Source organism: Bacillus sp. JZ109 (assembly GCF_053903135.1).
On the sequence record NZ_CP096388.1, the window covers coordinates 3,037,534 to 3,054,610 of the forward strand.

At 44.1% G+C, this 17,077-nt stretch carries 20 protein-coding genes; 11 read left to right on the forward strand and 9 right to left on the reverse strand.

Annotation, left to right across the window (positions count from 1 at the left end; translation table 11 throughout):
* Positions 1–105 precede the first annotated feature (105 nt).
* Entirely contained in the window at positions 106–267 is a 162-nt protein-coding gene (locus M1D94_RS16025; RefSeq protein WP_010886461.1) for a hypothetical protein, read from the reverse strand.
* Positions 268–430: 163 nt separating this feature from the next.
* Between M1D94_RS16025 and M1D94_RS16030 the strand changes: the two genes are divergently transcribed.
* Together M1D94_RS16030 and nhaC are read left to right on the forward strand one after the other, a co-directional pair.
* On the forward strand, positions 431–931 hold the full coding sequence (locus M1D94_RS16030) for a universal stress protein (protein WP_106073766.1): 501 nt from the start codon (positions 431–433) through the stop codon (positions 929–931).
* Positions 932–1,058: 127 nt separating this feature from the next.
* Complete coding sequence (nhaC, locus tag M1D94_RS16035; RefSeq protein ID WP_161621453.1) at positions 1,059–2,420, forward strand: Na+/H+ antiporter NhaC; 1,362 nt, start codon at positions 1,059–1,061, stop codon at positions 2,418–2,420.
* Between the two features lie 42 nt (positions 2,421–2,462).
* Here the strand turns inward: nhaC and dat are convergent, their stop codons facing one another.
* Positions 2,463–3,311, reverse strand: a complete 849-nt coding sequence (gene dat / locus M1D94_RS16040; protein ID WP_161621452.1) for a D-amino-acid transaminase — start codon at positions 3,309–3,311, stop codon at positions 2,463–2,465.
* 284 nt (positions 3,312–3,595) lie between these two features.
* On the opposite strand from dat, the gene M1D94_RS16045 reads away from it, so the two are divergent.
* A complete protein-coding gene (locus M1D94_RS16045; protein ID WP_032725295.1) occupies positions 3,596–4,444 on the forward strand; it encodes a polysaccharide deacetylase family protein in 849 nt (282 codons plus the stop codon).
* A gap of 23 nt (positions 4,445–4,467) precedes the next feature.
* Here the strand turns inward: M1D94_RS16045 and srtN are convergent, their stop codons facing one another.
* The 3 genes from srtN to M1D94_RS16060 all read right to left on the reverse strand — a co-directional run bounded on the left by srtN (position 4,468) and on the right by M1D94_RS16060 (position 6,652).
* Positions 4,468–5,211, reverse strand: a complete 744-nt coding sequence (srtN, locus tag M1D94_RS16050) for a sirtuin NAD-dependent deacetylase (protein ID WP_014476294.1) — start codon at positions 5,209–5,211, stop codon at positions 4,468–4,470.
* 69 nt (positions 5,212–5,280) lie between these two features.
* Complete coding sequence (gene mscY / locus M1D94_RS16055) at positions 5,281–6,396, reverse strand: small-conductance mechanosensitive channel protein MscY (RefSeq protein ID WP_015383218.1); 1,116 nt, start codon at positions 6,394–6,396, stop codon at positions 5,281–5,283.
* Positions 6,397–6,544: 148 nt separating this feature from the next.
* A complete protein-coding gene (locus M1D94_RS16060) occupies positions 6,545–6,652 on the reverse strand; it encodes a YhdX family protein (RefSeq protein ID WP_009966908.1) in 108 nt (35 codons plus the stop codon).
* A 233-nt stretch (positions 6,653–6,885) separates the two neighbouring features.
* On the opposite strand from M1D94_RS16060, the gene M1D94_RS16065 reads away from it, so the two are divergent.
* From M1D94_RS16065 to crcB, 3 genes are read left to right on the forward strand one after another with little or no spacing between them, the layout of a single operon-like run.
* On the forward strand, positions 6,886–7,617 hold the full coding sequence (locus M1D94_RS16065; RefSeq protein WP_041851029.1) for a glycerophosphodiester phosphodiesterase: 732 nt from the start codon (positions 6,886–6,888) through the stop codon (positions 7,615–7,617).
* A complete protein-coding gene (locus M1D94_RS16070) occupies positions 7,604–7,999 on the forward strand; it encodes a fluoride efflux transporter FluC (RefSeq protein ID WP_041851030.1) in 396 nt (131 codons plus the stop codon). Before M1D94_RS16065 ends, M1D94_RS16070 begins: the two co-directional genes overlap by 14 nt.
* The gene (gene crcB, locus M1D94_RS16075) at positions 7,996–8,352 is read left to right on the forward strand and encodes a fluoride efflux transporter CrcB (protein WP_032725293.1); all 357 of its coding nucleotides are present in this window, start codon (positions 7,996–7,998) and stop codon (positions 8,350–8,352) included. The genes M1D94_RS16070 and crcB overlap by 4 nt, the downstream gene beginning before the upstream one ends.
* Before the next feature lie 13 nt (positions 8,353–8,365).
* Here the strand turns inward: crcB and M1D94_RS16080 are convergent, their stop codons facing one another.
* Together M1D94_RS16080 and M1D94_RS16085 are read right to left on the reverse strand one after the other, a co-directional pair.
* The gene (locus tag M1D94_RS16080) at positions 8,366–9,751 is read right to left on the reverse strand and encodes a hemolysin family protein (protein WP_003233322.1); all 1,386 of its coding nucleotides are present in this window, start codon (positions 9,749–9,751) and stop codon (positions 8,366–8,368) included.
* A 326-nt stretch (positions 9,752–10,077) separates the two neighbouring features.
* Positions 10,078–11,259, reverse strand: a complete 1,182-nt coding sequence (locus tag M1D94_RS16085; RefSeq protein WP_172849866.1) for a pyridoxal phosphate-dependent aminotransferase — start codon at positions 11,257–11,259, stop codon at positions 10,078–10,080.
* Between the two features lie 156 nt (positions 11,260–11,415).
* Between M1D94_RS16085 and cueR the strand changes: the two genes are divergently transcribed.
* Both cueR and M1D94_RS16095 read left to right on the forward strand, forming a co-directional pair.
* On the forward strand, positions 11,416–11,847 hold the full coding sequence (cueR, locus tag M1D94_RS16090; protein ID WP_010886460.1) for a Cu(I)-responsive transcriptional regulator: 432 nt from the start codon (positions 11,416–11,418) through the stop codon (positions 11,845–11,847).
* A gap of 60 nt (positions 11,848–11,907) precedes the next feature.
* On the forward strand, positions 11,908–13,242 hold the full coding sequence (locus tag M1D94_RS16095) for a hemolysin family protein (protein WP_009966903.1): 1,335 nt from the start codon (positions 11,908–11,910) through the stop codon (positions 13,240–13,242).
* A gap of 67 nt (positions 13,243–13,309) precedes the next feature.
* On the opposite strand, the gene M1D94_RS16100 is transcribed toward M1D94_RS16095, so the two are convergent.
* Positions 13,310–13,909, reverse strand: a complete 600-nt coding sequence (locus tag M1D94_RS16100; RefSeq protein WP_003233335.1) for a 1-acylglycerol-3-phosphate O-acyltransferase — start codon at positions 13,907–13,909, stop codon at positions 13,310–13,312.
* Between the two features lie 134 nt (positions 13,910–14,043).
* Positions 14,044–15,039: an aldo/keto reductase AkrN gene (gene akrN / locus M1D94_RS16105; protein WP_282627414.1), complete on the reverse strand. Its 996-nt coding sequence runs from the start codon at positions 15,037–15,039 to the stop codon at positions 14,044–14,046.
* 196 nt (positions 15,040–15,235) lie between these two features.
* Between akrN and sigM the strand changes: the two genes are divergently transcribed.
* Genes sigM through M1D94_RS16120 form a run of 3 tightly spaced genes read left to right on the forward strand, consistent with a single transcriptional unit; the run spans position 15,236 to position 17,071 of the window.
* Complete coding sequence (gene sigM, locus M1D94_RS16110; RefSeq protein WP_003224177.1) at positions 15,236–15,727, forward strand: RNA polymerase sigma factor SigM; 492 nt, start codon at positions 15,236–15,238, stop codon at positions 15,725–15,727.
* Positions 15,717–16,793 (forward strand): anti-sigma factor, encoded by a 1,077-nt coding sequence (locus M1D94_RS16115; RefSeq protein ID WP_072175830.1) that lies wholly within the window; start codon positions 15,717–15,719, stop codon positions 16,791–16,793. The genes sigM and M1D94_RS16115 overlap by 11 nt, the downstream gene beginning before the upstream one ends.
* Entirely contained in the window at positions 16,781–17,071 is a 291-nt protein-coding gene (locus tag M1D94_RS16120; RefSeq protein WP_003233341.1) for an anti-sigma-M factor, read from the forward strand. Before M1D94_RS16115 ends, M1D94_RS16120 begins: the two co-directional genes overlap by 13 nt.
* Positions 17,072–17,077: the final 6 nt, after the last annotated feature.

Below are 17,077 nucleotides of genomic sequence, written 5' to 3' on the forward strand. Positions count from 1 at the left end.
TCATCAGCCGCCTTCTATTTTTTCCTTGCAGCTTTTTTCATCCAATTTGGCACGAACAGCCCTCGCCTCTGTATTGGTCTTCACATCCCATACACCTGTCTTTCCTTAGATTTTGTATATAAAAAAGGCATGAAGCGTCAGCTCCATGCCTTTTTTAACCGATATGTTACGCACAGCGCTTTTCAGCGCGCGGTCCGACCTAAAAAACCGTTCACGAAAACAGAACAAAAGGTTTGCCGCGCCAATATGAAACTGTTTGATAAACATGCAAATTCCTTGGCATAGCAAATCCTCCTTCCATTCTGATTTCATCTTTTTATCATCATATAAACAAAACCTTTTATTGTCAATCATTACTTGAATAGGAAAAGGTTAATGGTGCTCAAATTCGGGTAGTAGTGTTGTAAGACGCTTTGAAAGGGTGAGAAGGATGTTCCATGCTGACCGTATCATTGTTGCGTTTGACGGAAGTGAAAATAGTAAGAAAGCGCTTCAGACAGCCATTGATCTTGCTAAAACCTTAAATGCCGCTATTACCGTCGCCCATTCACATGATATGAAAGACAATCAGACCGTCATCGACCCGCCCAGACCCGCAGCTGAGGCAAGCTATATCAGCGGAGGCATGACAAGTGTTCCTGATCCGCTGATATCGGATGTAACATCACCTGAGCCAATGATCTATGAAGACCGTACGGAAGAAGTCATCGCCGAAGCCAGAATGATGCTGAATGAACAGCAGGCAGATGGAGATATCGATATATTAGAAGGCGATCCGGCTGAATCAATTATCGAGCATGCAAACCGCATTTCTGCCGATATGATCGTAACCGGAAGCAGAGACCAAAACAGGCTGAAAAAGCTAATATTCGGAAGTGTAAGTGAAAAGCTTTCAGCGAAATCGGATATACCCGTCCTGATTGTAAAGTGAGCACGCCCTGTGCTCACTTCTTTTATATTCATAATTGTGAAAAAACATAGATTTTCGTTTTTTTTCTGTTATAATGCTTTCGTGCCCAAAAGCACAAAAGCATTAAAGATAAATATGGGGTGTTATTTTGGATTCTCAAAAAAAGCTGACGTTTCCGTTAGCCGTCGGTTTATTTATATTGATGTTATGCATTATTATTTCTTGCTTATTCTTGCTTCATGTAGAACCTCATATCCCGCTGTTTTTAAGTGTTGTCATGCTTTCAGCAGCAGCTTTATGGTTTGGATTTTCCTGGAATAGTATTGAAAAAGGGATTGTAGATGGGATCAAAAACGGCGTACAGCCGATTATTGTTCTAGCGCTGATCGGCATCTTAATCGGCGCCTGGATGTACAGCGGCGCAATACCGACTGTGACAGTTTATGCCCTATCCTTTATTGAACCAAGCCACCTTCTGTTGACTGCTTTGTTTTCATGTATGATCATCAGCACACTTGTTGGCTCAAGCCTGACAACTGTAAGCACAATCGGAGTAGCGCTGATCGGCGTGGCGAGCGCGGCTAGCGTTCCGCTTGAATGGACAGCAGGCGCAGTCATATGCGGCGCTTGTTTTGGGGATAAAATGTCGCCGATGTCGGACACAACCAACTTTGCAGCCGGAATAGGCGAAATACCGATCTTTGAACACATTCGCCATATGATGGGCACAACCATTCCAGCTTTGCTCATCACTGTCGTTCTGTTTTACTTTCTCGGTTCATCAGTGTCAGCGGACGCTGCTTCAACCGAGAATATTCAGCAGGTCATAACCGGAATAAAAGATGCCGCAAACGTGACACCGTGGGCCCTTCTTTCTCCGCTCTTAGTCGTTTTGCTGGCAATAAAACGGGTATCAGTAATCCCCGTTCTGACTGCCGGAATTATTTCCTCGGGAATTTTGACTGCTATTTTTGTACCCGACAGCAGCCTGCAGGCGTTTATGACAGCTTTACAAAATGGCACAACTTTCGAAACTGACAATGAGGCAGCCGCTAAAATTATTAACAGAGGCGGACTGCAATCCATGATGGGCTCTGTCTCTCTCATTATGATTGCTTTTGCACTCGGCGGATTGATGGAGAAAATCGGATTGATTTCTGCACTATTGGAAGGCGTCATGAAAGGCATCCGCTCAAAAGGCCGTCTTGTTGCAGCAACTGTCTGCTCAAGCATCGGCGTCAACTTGGCAACGGGCGAACAGTATTTATCGATATTAATACCGGGACAATCATTTAAATCTTTATATGACAAACGAAACATCCAGCGAAAATTTCTGACAAGATCATTAGAGGACGGCGGAACATTAATTAACCCATTGATTCCTTGGGGCGTCAGCGGCGCATTTATGGCGAGCGCACTTGGTGTTCCAGTCATAGACTACATCCCGTTTACGTTCTTCCTCTATATATCGCCAATGATCTCCATTTTGATTGGATTTGTTAAAAAATAAAAAGAGCCCCGCTGTAAAAAGCGGGCTCTTTTCTTCGTTCATTTATGAAATGCTAGCAGCCTGTTGAATGCTTTCTTGAAAAGCAGCCTGAAGCTGTTTGGTCACCGGTCCGGGTTTCCCGCTTCCGACCGATTGTCCATCGAGCGTCACGACCGGAATAATTTCTGCCGTCGTTGACGAAATAAAGATCTCTTCCGCCTGTTTCAACTCTTCTTCACTGACAGGAGTCTCATCCAGTTTGATCCCATTCTTCTCAATCAGTCCTAAAATATTCATCCGTGTAATTCCATTGAGAATGAGCCGATTAGCCGGATGTGTTCGCACCGTGCCGTTGATAACGGCATAAACGTTAGAGGATGTACCCTCCGTAACAACGCCGTCCCTAAGTAAAATGGCTTCAAATGCTCCCGCTTCATAGGCCCTTTGCTTCGTCATGACATTATACAGTAAATTCAGACTTTTGATATCACATCTTAACCAGCGAAGATCCTCATCTGTAATGGCCGCCACTCCGTTTGCCTGCTCTTGCTCCGGTTTTTTCACCGTAAACGTATAAGCAGTAGTCTGCGGCTCGAGGCCGGCTTCATACTGGTGTTTTCGCGGGGCCACACCTCTTGTTGTCTGAATGTATACCGCTCCCTCACTGACCGCATTTTCCTGTACAAGCTTTTGCAGGTCCCACTCGAGATCTTCTATACTGAATGGCAGTGAAATTCCGATTTCAGCAGCACTTCTGAAAAAACGCTCTGCATGCTCACGTAAGCCGAACAATACTCCTTTGTACACCCTGATCACTTCATAGATGCCGTCACCAAACTGATAACCGCGATCTTCCAAATCGATTGATGCTTCACTGCGCCCAATCAGCCGGCCATTGACTAAAACCTTCATAAAAGCCCTCCCTTTTCGAGATGTCCCTGATGTCATTCAAGCTGTCATTATCACTAATTCTACCATATTGGACAAGCTGAAAAACAGAAAGATCAAGAGATCTATAGCGGAAAGGAGTTTATTTTTTCCTTAAAATCTGACATTTCGACAAATTTTCTATGTGCTTTCCAGTTTTATTCCTGTATACTTGACTGGTAATACATAGGTTGTAAACATAAGGCATCTTCATAAGCTGCCTGCTGTACAGCATTATGTAGAGATTTTATGCCAATGGAGAGATTGTTATGCGACAAACGAGAGGAGAGGCTTCTCCTTCTGCAGTTTCGCTTGCTTTTAAATTTGCAAGTTTAGCAGTTTTATGTGTGCTGCTTTTGCTTATGGTGATTTTGGGTTATTCTAACAGTTCAACGAAAGCAAAGGAAGTCACTGTCACAACTAACGGACAGCTTCGAGATGAGAAGGAAAGCCTTAAGCTGAAAAACGACTCCCCCGATCTGCTGATAAAACATCTGCAGACAAAGCAGGACATGGGAGATAAAACGGTTTACTTAACCTTCGATGACGGCCCGTCAGCCTTTACAAACCGCTTGCTCGATGTACTGAAAAGCGCTGATGTAAAAGCGACGTTTTTTATGCTGTCACCGCGGATGAACGAATTCAAACAAGCTGTGAAAAGAGCAGAAAAGGAAGGCCACGCACTCGGTTTACATGGCGTTACCCACAATAACAGATTGTTCTATCAAACACCGACATCTCCGCTAAAAGAAATGCAGGAGGCGCGTGACACGTTGCAGGACATTACAGGATATAAAACCGCTCTTGTCAGAACGCCCTACGGAAGCAAACCGTCACTAACCCCCTCACAAATCCGCAATCTTGAGAAAGACGGTTTTGTGTACTGGGATTGGACGATTGACAGCATGGACTGGAAATACCGAAATTCAAAGTATGTGACGGCCGTGTTAGAGCAGCTTGAAAATATGGAACACAGCTCTTCAGGCCGCCCGAATGTGATTCTCATGCATGATCTTCCCGCTACCGTAAACGCGCTGCCGGTACTAATCAATAAATTAAAAGAAAAAGGCTATTCCTTCGGAGTGTTAGAGGACACAATGGTTCCTGTTCATGAATAAAAAAGTGAGGCGCATAAGGCGGCTCACTTTTTTATGCCCAAACTTCGGGCAAACTCACCGATTTTTTGATGGATGACCATGTCAAACAAGCTGTCGCAATACGTTGGTTCAAGGTTTATGATGACTTTCTTCATGCCGGGAATCAGACTTGCATCCTCAGGCACAAATCTAGCCGGAGCCACTTCGAGAGACGTGCCGATAACCAATAAAAGATCTGCTTGATCCAGCTTTTCATAAAGGGTGTCAAAGTGCATGACGGCGTCGCCAAAGAGAACAACATCGGTTTTTAATACCGTTCCGCAAATGTCCCCATTGTTTCCGGCCGCCGTGCACTCCGGCACCTCCCGCTCCAGCAAATGGGGAAGATCATATCGGGCGCCGCATGCCGGACAAGCTGCTGTCTGGATAGAACCATGCAGTTCGTATACATGCCTGCTCCCCGCTTTTTTATGAAGACCGTCAATGTTTTGCGTGAAAATATCGACCTGCTTCCCTTGCTTCTCCAGCTCAGCTAAAAGCAAGTGTCCTTCATTCGGTTCAAAGCTGCCGCTCATTTTCATCTGGAACAATTCTTTGAATTTGGGCCAAAACAGACGCGGATGACTTAAAAAATAATCAAGGCTCATCGCTTCCATTCTTGAGGCATCTTCCGTCCAAATGCCCCCTGCTGAACGAAAGTCGGGAATCCCTGATTCTGTGCTCATTCCCGCTCCGGTCAGCACTACAATTCGCTGTGCTTCATGTAGAATACTTTTGAATGCTTCCAACTCAACACCGCCTTTTTCTCTTATTTTACCATGAAAAAGACTCCGCCTCTGTCAGACGAAGTCTCTCTTTTAAGCCCGTTCCTTTTCCTCTTTATTTAGATTCACCTGGAATGGGTCGCTTTCGTGCTTTTGCTTGACAACAACCATTTGGCCGGGATATGCAAACTGGACACCTTCTGCACCTAAAATCTCAATAATTTTATAGTTGATATCCTCTCTAATATTAAGGTTTTCAGCCCAAACCGTCGTTTTTGTATAGAAGTTAAAAAATAAATTGTAGTAGCTGTCGGCAAACGTATCAAAGTTGACCATGATTGTTTCATTATCAACGCCCTCATGCTCTAAGAGCATTGTTCTGAGAGAATGAATGGAGCGTTCAAGGTTCTCAATCGGCGTAGCGTAGGACACATGGATGGAAAACGTAATCTGGCGTTTGGTCATTCTTGTCCAGTTCGTGATCGCTTCCATCGACAGCGTAGAGTTCGGCACCGTTACAAGCGCCCCCTGTGCTGTTCTGAATCTCGTGCTCCTAAAGGTAATATCCTCGACTGATCCTGTTACTGTCGACGTCTCCACCCAGTCACCAATTGTAAACGGCTTTTCAGTAATAATAATAATACCGCCGAAGAAGTTGCTGATGGTATCCTTCGCGGCAAGCGCAAAAGCCAGCCCGCCAAGACCTAGGCCCGCTACAAATCCGTTGACATCATAATTGAATTCCTGAGCGATCACACTGACACTGAGCGCAATGATCACAAAACGGAGCAATTTGGATAAAAACGGGGCCAGAATGTCATCCATGTCAAGCTCAAAGCGCTGATTCACCTTATGGAAGATAAACGACGATGTTGCGGTCAAATTACAAAGACCCCAGCACAAGAGCGCCACAATCAGTGAGCGGTATATTTTGCTGATGACCGGCATTTGCTCATCTAAAAACGGTGAATACCGGATCGCTAAAAACAGCCCAAGGGCAACAAAAAACCATCTGGCCGGTTTATCAAACGCCAGAACCACCTGTTTAAAAATTTCTGTTTTCGGCCGGTTTGTCAAATTAAAAAGCAGGTTAAAGAAATATCTTGTGAATAATTTTCTAAGTATAAGAAACACCAGCAAAATCGCCAAGCTGATGCCGATTTGAATGATGATATCAAGCGTAAAATACTGCTGCAGATAATCCGGCATGACTGTCTCCCCTCTATCCCAATCAATTGTTTATTATACTAAAATATTCGTAAGGATGTTCATTTAAATGTCTTTTGCAGCACAAAACCCCGGCGAAACGCCGGGGTCATTTCTCAATTCATCTATCAGCCAGATTCAATAGGGACAGTCACTTACCTTTTTTCGTTTGTGTCTGATCAAGGAGAGTTGCTTTTTGCATTTCAGCATCCGTTTCGGCTTTAATTCTTTCCTCCACTCTGATTCTCCCTTTTCCCATGATCTCGCCTCCTTTTTTGCTATTATAAAGGATCATATTTTGTTGTGAACATGTCGAAAGACCTAATTTTCTGACGAAATGTGTTCTGATACGCTGAGTGTCTTTTTTTAGTTATACGCATTCCTCAGCCCGGACCATTCCGATATGGCAGAAAAAATTCACCAGTTTGTATCGCGGTGCATATATGGATTTGATACAATAACAGAAATGCCCATACGAGGAGCTGACTTAGCTTGTACATCATTGCCCATCGCGGAGCATCCGGCTACGCTCCGGAAAATACGATTGCCGCATTTGACCTTGCGGTGAAAATGAATGCAGATATGATCGAACTGGATGTCCAGCTTACAAAAGACAGGCAGATTGTTGTGATACACGATGACAGGGTTGACCGAACAACAAACGGATCGGGCTTTGTTAAGGATTTTACCTTGGAGGAATTGCAAAAACTCGATGCAGGAAGCTGGTACGGTCCCGCTTTTCAAGGAGAGCGTATTCCGACCCTGGAAGCGGTGCTCAAGCGCTACCACAAAAAAATCGGCCTTTTAATTGAACTAAAAGGCCATCCGTCTCAAGTCGGAATTGAAGAAGAGGTGGGACAGCTATTAGGGCAATTTTCTTTTTCTATCAATAATATTGTTCAATCCTTTCAGTTCCGCTCCGTCCAAAGGTTCCGCGAGCTTTATCCTTCGATTCCGACAGCGGTCATTACAAGGCCCAACTTTGGCATGCTGTCCAGAAATCAGATGAAGGCCTTCCGCTCTTTTGCAAACTATGTCAATATAAAATACACACGGCTCAACCGTCTGATAATCGGCTCCGTCCATAAAAATGGCTTAAACATATTTGCATGGACTGTCAACAATCAAAAGACAGCGGCAAAATTACAAGCCATGGGCGTGGACGGCATCGTTACAGATTACCCGGATTTCATCATAAAGGATGGCAAACATGAAAATATATAGCGCGGTTTTTATCGGAGGCGCGCTTGGCGCCTGCCTCCGATACGGATTAAACTTATGGATACACACCGGTCAGTTCCCGGCGGCAACCTGGCTGGAAAATGCGGCAGGCAGCCTTCTATTAGGCATTTTGACCGGATTTTTTATGATCGGGGCAAAACGGCCTCTGCTGTCGGCTTTTTTAGGCACCGGCTTTTGCGGAGGCTTCACAACAATGTCCACGTTTTCTAAGGAAACAGTGATGCTTTTGCAAGGACAACCCTCATTGGCTCTTTTATATATGGCAGCCTCATTGATATCAGGGATCATATTTGCACTGATTGGTGTTTTTGCGGGACGGCGCATAGCAGGCATTCAGCAAAGAAAGGGGCTGCAGGAAAGATGACACTAGCGGGTATTTTCATAGGGGGCGGACTTGGCGCAATGCTTCGCTTCTGGCTTGGCAATGTCATAACCGCCAAAACCAAAGGTCTGAGCCTGCCCATTGGCATACTGACAGTCAATATTCTCGGAGCTCTCGGGCTCGGAATATTTACAGGACTTCACGTTGCAAATGCTTCGGTCTCGCTTATCATCGGCACGGGGTTTTTTGGCGCCTTTACGACCTTTTCCACCTTCAGCGTTGAAAGTATTCAACTCCTTATGGCCAAACGTGTAATAGAAAGCATCTTGTACATCGCCCTGACACTTTGCGGATCGCTTTTGACATTTTGGTGCGGCTGGACAATCACAATGTAAAAAAACCTTGAGCTTATTTCTCGCTCAAGGTTGCACTGTTCAGCATCACAGGCTCAGGCAGCGGCAGCTTGTGGTGCGCCGTAATCCCGGTTGTGTTGCCGGCTTCTTCTTTTATATCGATTTGCTTGATTAATCGGCCGTCCATCTTCAGCACCTTTATCGTATATGAACCGATGCGAATGGATTCACCAGCCTCAATATCGATGTTTTCTTTTAATATCAGCCCGCCGATCGTATCGACGTCTTCTTGAATCGATGCGCCAAGAAGGCTGTTCACCTGATCGATCCGAACCTTTCCATCCATCACATAATGGCCGTCGCCAAGCTTTTGGATCAGCGGCTGTTCATCTTCATCAAATTCATCTCTGATCTCTCCGACAATTTCCTCAAGAATATCCTCTGTCGTCACAAGTCCCGAGGTTCCTCCGTATTCATCCGACAATATAGCCATATGAATGCGCTCGCGCTGCATTTTAATCAGCAAGTCATGAACCGGGATCGTTTCAATCACTTCGATGACCGGCCTCACATACGGATGGATCGTCATCTTCATTCGTTCTTCTTCTGTCATAAACAGCAAATCAGAAAACAAATGCTTCGTATTGACCAAACCGATCACACTGTCTTTGTCTCCATCTGTGACTGGCCAGCGCGTGTATTTTTCCTTCAGCATGACTTCGAGCATCTCGGCCATTGTCATCTCAGTTGACACAGCAGCCATTTCCTTCCGCGGTATCATAATCTCTTTGGCGATCCGATTATCAAATTCAAAAATCTTATTCACATATTTATATTCAGACGGATTAATCTCTCCGTTTTTTAAACTCTCAGATAACAGCATCCTGAGTTCTTCCTCAGAATGGGAACCATCATGTTCTGACGCAGGCTTCAAACCGAACATCCCGCATAAAAGCCGCGCCGATCCATTGAGGATCCAAATAAATGGAAACAGTAGCAAATAGAATAAACGCAAAGGGCCCGCTATCAGTAAAGTCAGCTGTTCTGCCTTTTGAATCGCGACCGTTTTCGGGGCCAGTTCACCTACAACAACGTGCAGGAACGTGATCAAGCCGTACGCGACTGCAAAAGAGGCTGCATGTGAAACCGAGTCTGGCAAGCCGAGCGGTTCAAACAGTGGATGCAGCAGCCGTTCAAAGGCCGGTTCACCCAGTACGCCAAGTCCAATTGATGTCAATGTAATGCCCAGCTGGGATGCGGATAAATATTCATCCAAATCTGTAATGACACGCCTTGCGAGTATCGCCCGTTTGTTTCCTTCTGTGATAAGCTGATCTATTCTGGATCTCCTTACTCTAACAATCGCAAACTCGCTTGCAACGAAAAACGCGGTTAAAGCAATGAGCACGCCAATTAAAATCAGACTGTCAATATCGTCCATTTAACCCTATCCTCTCAACAAAGGATAAGGAGTCACCTCCTGATATAATCATTTTTCCTTAACATTGAGGTACGCGGTGTATTGTTGCCTAAGCAGAGGGCCCCATCATACCACCTCCAAAAGTCAAAGTTTGATTATAAATTGTATATTTTATTGTAACACAACTCATTCCAAAAATGATTTTTAATTTTTAGACTTTTATCATGAAGAAAGCCTTAACTGCATGCCTGCTTGTCAATTCTGCGCCTGTCTGGATTGGAAGAGGAAGGATTTTGCGGATATAAAAAGAAAACAGCCTTGAAAACTGTTTTCTTTTCTTTGCCTTCTTAAGCAAAATCTTTATATAAAGAAATGAAAATGTCCCGTGAGTTTTTAATCTGCTCGATCGGCACACTGAAGGATAATCGGAAATGCCCGCTCATTCCAAAACCGCTGCTCGGCACAATTAATAATTTGTATTTTTGGGCGGCATGCACGCAAAATGCAACTTCATCTTCAATCGGCGATTTCGGAAAAACAAAGAAACCTCCCTTTGGCATTTCAAATTCAAAACCGGCTTCTTTTAAAATGTCTACCATTAAATCCCGGCGCTCTTTATAAGCGCACGCGTCTACTCTTAAATCATCCATTCGTGCCACAGCCCGCTGCATCATGACAGGGGCATTCACAAATCCAAGCGTTCGATTACAATACACAAAAGCGTTGATCAAAAGGTCCGCATCCGGCATTCGGCTGTCCAATCCGATATACCCGAGCCGCTCTCCGGCTATGCCGAGATCTTTACTGAATGAGCTGGCCAATATCACACGATGGTACGATTGAAACGGATTTGCCAGCTCTTCATCATAGATTAATTGACTGTACGGTTCATCAAACAGCACATAAATCGTCTGGCCGCTCTTCTCTTCTATTTCTTTTAATAAAGCGCCTAAATCGTCTATATTTTTCTGGCTGAGAACAGTGCCTGTGGGGTTATGCGGTGTATTGAGAATCAGCCCTTTCGTCTGTGGAGTGATCGATTGCCTTACCGCTTCAATGTCGATCTCAAACCGGCTTGTCAACGGGCAGCTGACGGCCTTTCCCCCGTAGTTCTCAATATACAACTTATATTCGGCAAAATAAGGTGCGAGAATAATGACCTCTTCCCCAGGGTTTACGATGCTTTTTAACGCAACATTCAAAGCGCCTCCCGCACCCACCGTCATGACGATACGCTCCGCTGAGAAATCAGCTTCAAAACGCGACCCCAGAAATTGCGCGACTTTTTCTCTCGCTGCAGGAAGTCCTTGATTTTGTATGTATCCGTGGCTGCCTTTTTCAGCTTCCTCTATTAACGCTCTCTTAAAAGCTTCAGGCGGTTCAACAATCGGGTTGCCGAGTGAAAAATCAAATACCTGGTCTTCCCCGAACTCCTTCTTCAGCCTTGCACCTTCATCAAACAGCTTGCGAATCCATGATCCTTTATTTAAATTTTCTTCTACTTCCCGGGATAACCCAGCCAATTTCATCTGTCCCTTCCGCATATAAAAATTTGAAAATTCTATCTACCTATGTTACTTCAATCAGATGATGAATTCCACAACTTCCAATTCCGGTCTGAAAAAAACAATAAACTTGTGCAAGACACCGTTCATATATTAAACTATTCTCATAACTATAACGTGATGGTTGGGAGGGATATAGATGGGGCTGAGACTTATCGCATCAGTGAACTAGCGGCACTCGCCGGAGTAACGAAACGGACAGTTGATTATTATACGAATCTCGGTCTGCTTACGCCGGCCAGATCCTGTTCAAATTACCGTTACTACGACGAAAATGCACTCAAACGACTTATATTTATTGTAGATTGCAAGAAGCAGCGATTGGCCCTGTCCGATATTAAAGATCGACTGGAGAACCAGTTTCCCTCTTCAGCTAAACTTGATGATGAAATTGGAAATCTGGCATTAGAAATTGATCATATGAATCAAAACATCTCCGGAATCTTGCATCGGTTTGAACGGCTGAAGCCCGAGGATCGTGACAAGCTGAAAAGCAAACTCCCGCCTGAAAAGCTCGCCGTGTTCCAATCATTTATGCTGCTGTTAAGTTAAAACCATTTTATCTAACAGGAGGTGTTACCTTCATTCTCATTGCTAGAGTGAAGGTTCTAATTGGACATAGTGAATTTGATTTTAGTTGCTGTTTTAATCGCCCTGACGGCATTTTTCGTGGCATCTGAGTTTGCCATTATCAGAATCAGAGGCTCACGGATCGATCAGCTGATCGCGGAAGGAAATAAAGCAGCAATAGCCGTAAAAAAAGTGACCACGCATCTTGATGAATATTTATCTGCGTGTCAGCTCGGAATTACATTGACTTCCATCGGATTAGGGGTTTTAGGTGAATCAACGATTGAAAGGCTGCTTCACCCGCTTTTCGTACAAATGAACGTTCCAGGTTCCCTTTCACATGTCATATCGTTTATTTTTGCGTATGCCATTATCACGTTCTTACACGTTGTTGTCGGAGAACTTGCACCTAAAACAGTCGCTATCCAAAAGGCGGAAGCAGTGTCTATGCTGTTTGCGAAACCGCTGATTTGGTTTTACCGCATCGCGTTCCCATTCATTTGGCTTTTGAACAATTCCGCACGGTTATTGACCAAAGCATTTGGCCTGGAGACCGTTTCAGAAAACGAACTGGCACACTCAGAAGAAGAGCTGCGAATCATTTTGTCTGAAAGCTATAAAAGCGGTGAAATCAACCAATCAGAGTTTAAATATGTGAATAAAATCTTTGAATTTGACGACAGGCTCGCGAAAGAAATTATGATTCCGCGGACCGAAATTGTCAGCCTTCCGCATGATATCAAGATTTCTGAAATGATGGACATCATTCAGATTGAAAAATATACCCGCTACCCTGTGGAAGAGGGCGATAAAGATAACATTATCGGGGTTATTAACATTAAAGAAGTGCTGACAGCCTGCATAAGCGGTGAGGTATCTGTTGATTCCACCATTTCTCAATTCGTCAACCCGATCATTCATGTCATTGAATCTGCGCCAATCCAAGACCTGCTTGTCAAAATGCAAAAAGAGAGGGTCCACATGGCCATATTGTCTGATGAATACGGCGGTACTGCCGGGCTTGTGACGGTTGAGGACATCATTGAGGAAATTGTCGGTGAAATCCGCGACGAATTTGATATTGATGAAATTAGCGAAATCCGCAAAATCGGCGAAGGCCATTATATTCTTGACGGAAAAGTGTTAATTGACCAAGTAAACGACCTGCTAGGCATTCATTTAGAGAACGAAGAAGTCGATACAATCGGCGGCTGGTTCCTTACTCAAAAATACGATGTTGAAAAAGATGATTCCATCATCGAAGAGGGCTGCGAATTCATCATTAATGAAATTGACGGCCACCACGTCGCATATATTGAAGTGAAAAAGCTTCAAGAAGAAGAACTTCTGGAGACAGCTAACCAGCAGGAAGCATAATAAGAAAAGCACCTTGTATAAGGTGCTTTTCTTATTTTCACAGTTCAGGGCAATCTCTCAGAACGCCTTATAGCTGATCAAGTTTATTCTCTAGTTCTTTAATCCGCTGATTCAAAGCCTCTGTCATTGCTGCAAGTCTTTCCTTTGAAGGCAGGTGGGCAAAATCAGCCTGGTGAAGAGGCTCACCGATAATCAGCTTCATTTTTCCTTTTTTGAATAATTCTTTTCCGCTTGAAGGGCCCTGATATGCAGCGGGGACAAGCGGCGCTTTCCCCATTTGCGCAATCGTCACCGCACCTCTTTTCAAAGGCACATCCTCAGAGGTTCTTGTTCCGCTTGGGAAGATACCGACGATCTCTCCTTCTTTCAGCAGCTTAATCGGCGTTTTAATACTGCTTGGCCCGGGATTTTCCCGATCTACCGGAAAGGCATGAATTTTCTTCAGAAACGAACCGATCCATTTATTTTGAAAAAGCTCTTTTTTCGCCATGTAGTGTATTTGATAAGGAAGAATCCCGACTCCGAGTGTAATCACATCAACCCAGCCGGAATGTGTACACGCGATGACAAAACCTGAATCGGCCGGAAGGTTTTCTTTGTTATACACCTTCACTCCTCCGCGAAGAGAAAGAATAACTTTTAAAGCATTTGCACAAAACTTATACATATCGCACTTCCTTTGTCGTAATCAATGATTCTTTCTGTCATCTATTATAACAACATTTTTTATTACCTGGTACTAATTTTTAAGATTTCTCCCGTTAAAACGCCAAAAAGCTGAGGATTCGCCCTCAGCTTTTGTTATATTTCCTCTCTGGTCGGCGGGGCCATAAACTCCGGTCCGACAGGGTCTGATATCGTATTTTCCAATATAGTATTGATATCTTTCTGATCTTCACTGTTCAGCGTCCAGCCTGTAATCTCAGATAGGGCCTCAAGCTGCCCAGGCTTTCTTGCTCCCCAAAGAGCGATATCCGCTCCCGGCTGATCTAAGATCCATCTGACAGCCAAGTGAATCACTGATTTTCCATAACGTGTCTTCGCCAGCTTATCCAATTGATTGACAGCAGAAAGATACTCTTTAAAGCGGGGCTTCTGGAATTTTGGATCGTGATTACGCAGATCATCGCCCTCAAATGTATACTCTTCGGTCATTTTGCCTGTTAACAGCCCTCTGCATAAACTGCCGTATAATAATGTTGTTATCTTGTTATCTTTCGCATAAGGAAGAACACTCTCTTCCATCTCTCTTTCAAACAGATTATATGGAGGCTGAATCGTATGGAGAGGTGCGACGGCGCGAAATGTATCCATTTGCTCAATTGAAAAATTGCTGACGCCAATCGCCCGGATTTTTCCCGCATCATATAATTCCTTCATGACTTCAGCCGTTTCTTCAATTGGCACAAGCGGATCGGGCCAATGCACCTGATAAAGATCAATAGAGTCTGTTTGAAGCCGTTTCAAAGAATTCTCAACTTCCTCTACAATTCTCGCTCTGTTCGCATGGCGGAACAGCTGGTTGTTCTTCCAGTCCAGAGCCGTTTTCGTTGCGAGAATCACCTGGTCTCTTTTGCCGTACTCTTTGATTGCCTTTCCGACGATTTCCTCGGACTGCCCGAAGCCGTAAGCCGGCGCGGTGTCAATCAGTGTAATCCCCTGATCAAGAGCGGCGCGGATTGTTTCAATCGATGTTTTTTCGTCAGTGCCTCCCCACATCGTTCCGCCAATGGCCCATGTGCCGAGGCCGATTCTGGAGGCTTCTATTCCTGTATCTGCTATACTGGTATATTCCATTGTGCCACTCCTTCACTTTTTCACTATCTTTTCCCCTCTGGAAAAAATGTTAAACATTTCTCCGCACTATCTTTTGCGGCCATTTTTGGGTACTATATAGTAATGGTGTTTGATTAGGTATAAAAAAGCCGTTTGCATGTAATGTGCAACTTTAAACCTTTCTTATGCGTGTATAACATAGAGGGGAGAAAAGGCAGTGACGATCGATGAAATTTACCAAATGTACATGAATGATGTTTACAGGTTCCTGCTCTCCATGACAAAAGACAAGCATCTTGCTGAAGACTTGCTGCAGGAAACCTTTATGCGGGCATACATACACATTCACTCCTATGATCACAGCAAAGTAAAGCCCTGGCTTTTTCAAGTGGCGCGAAACGCCTTCATTGATTACGTCAGAAAGCATAAGAAAGAAGTAACCATTTCTGATGACTTAATCGGAAGCCTCTTTCAAAATGCTGTTCAAAGTCCTGCCCATCAGGTAGAGATAAAGGAAGTGCTGACTGGTTATATGTCCGAGCTCCCCGATAATTATCGGGAGGCCTTAACGCTATATTATTTAAAAGAGTTAAACTACAAAGAAGCATCCCATATTATGAATATTTCAGAGGCGAATTTTAAAAGTGTTTTATTTCGTGCCAGACAGCGGCTGAAAGCACTTTATAATAGAGGTGTTAATGATGAATGAAGAATTTAAAAAGCGTTTTGATCAATATAAAAATGGGGAAATGAGCGACCAGGAAATGACTGCATTTGAGGAAGAACTTGAGAAGCTCGAAGTATATCAGGAACTGATTGACAGCGAACTAGAGGACGATAACGATTGGGATCTCAGCATCAGTCCTGAAAAACAAAAAGCGATTTTAGCCTACGGCAAACGCAAGTCTTATTTGCGAATTTCTGTGCTTGCCGTCATTTCGACATTGATGATTTTGCCGCTTTGTACGCTGGGAAGCTACCTCTATTACGGAATGGGTGGAAAACATAGCACCGGCAATGAGTTTATGGAAACTGCCGCAGTCACTGTAGCCCTGACCATGCCGAATGTTCTTGTTGATACTTCCGGACTGAAAAGCCAAGTGAAGCTATTTGGAATGAATACGGAATTCCCGCTGCAAAAGCAGATTGGAACGAAGACGGCTGCCGTAGGGAATGAACGGGTTGAAATGTTTTATAACAAAGTAAAAGCGCCGGCAGTAAACTACTATGACTTAGAAGTGAATAAAACCGGCCATTACTTTACACATCCTTCAAACAAGTCTGAACAAACGACCGCAAAAGCAGAAAAAACGTTAAGCACATTGCCTGAAGGAACGGTATCAGAGGTCTACCTTTCATATGACCGTGCATATCCGACAAAAGACGTGTATAACAAATTCAAAGGCTATGATGTGAGCTTTTTGTGGAACGCAATCGAAACAGAGAAAAACACAAATAAGACAGCTTCCACAGAACCTCTTGGCTATCCTGGAAAGGATTCAAAGTTCTTGGCCGCCCTTAATACAAAAGGCAAGTCGAATGGCGATCAGTTTATCAACGCCCTAAAATTCATGTCCAAACACGAAAAATGGGCTCAGGTCATTTCAAAACGGAAAGACCTGAATGTAGATAAACGATTAGATTATGTAGAGAAAAACGGTGTCAATGTATACGGTTCGGTCGTTACAGGGCCAACCAAGGAAATCCAGCGCATGCTGAAAAATAAATCTGTAAAATCAGCGAATGTCGGCGAGGTGGAATTATGGAACTGGTAAGAATTTTTAAAGAACACAATGTATTCGGCTGGATCTCTGTCGGGACAGCGGTTCTGTCCCTGCTGTTGCTGAATTTGGCCATTATCAGCAACGTCACGTTTTATTCCTATCAAATGCTTCCGTTCGCCATGGCTGCCGTTCCGTTCGGCGTTGTTGAACTCTTCATCAAGAGAGGGCGCACAGGTCCAGGCCTGCTCGGCGTCATCCTTAATCTCTTTGTGATTATTTGTGTGTATACCATTGTATCTGTAGATACGAATTTACAGTTTGGCTTTTAAAAAAGA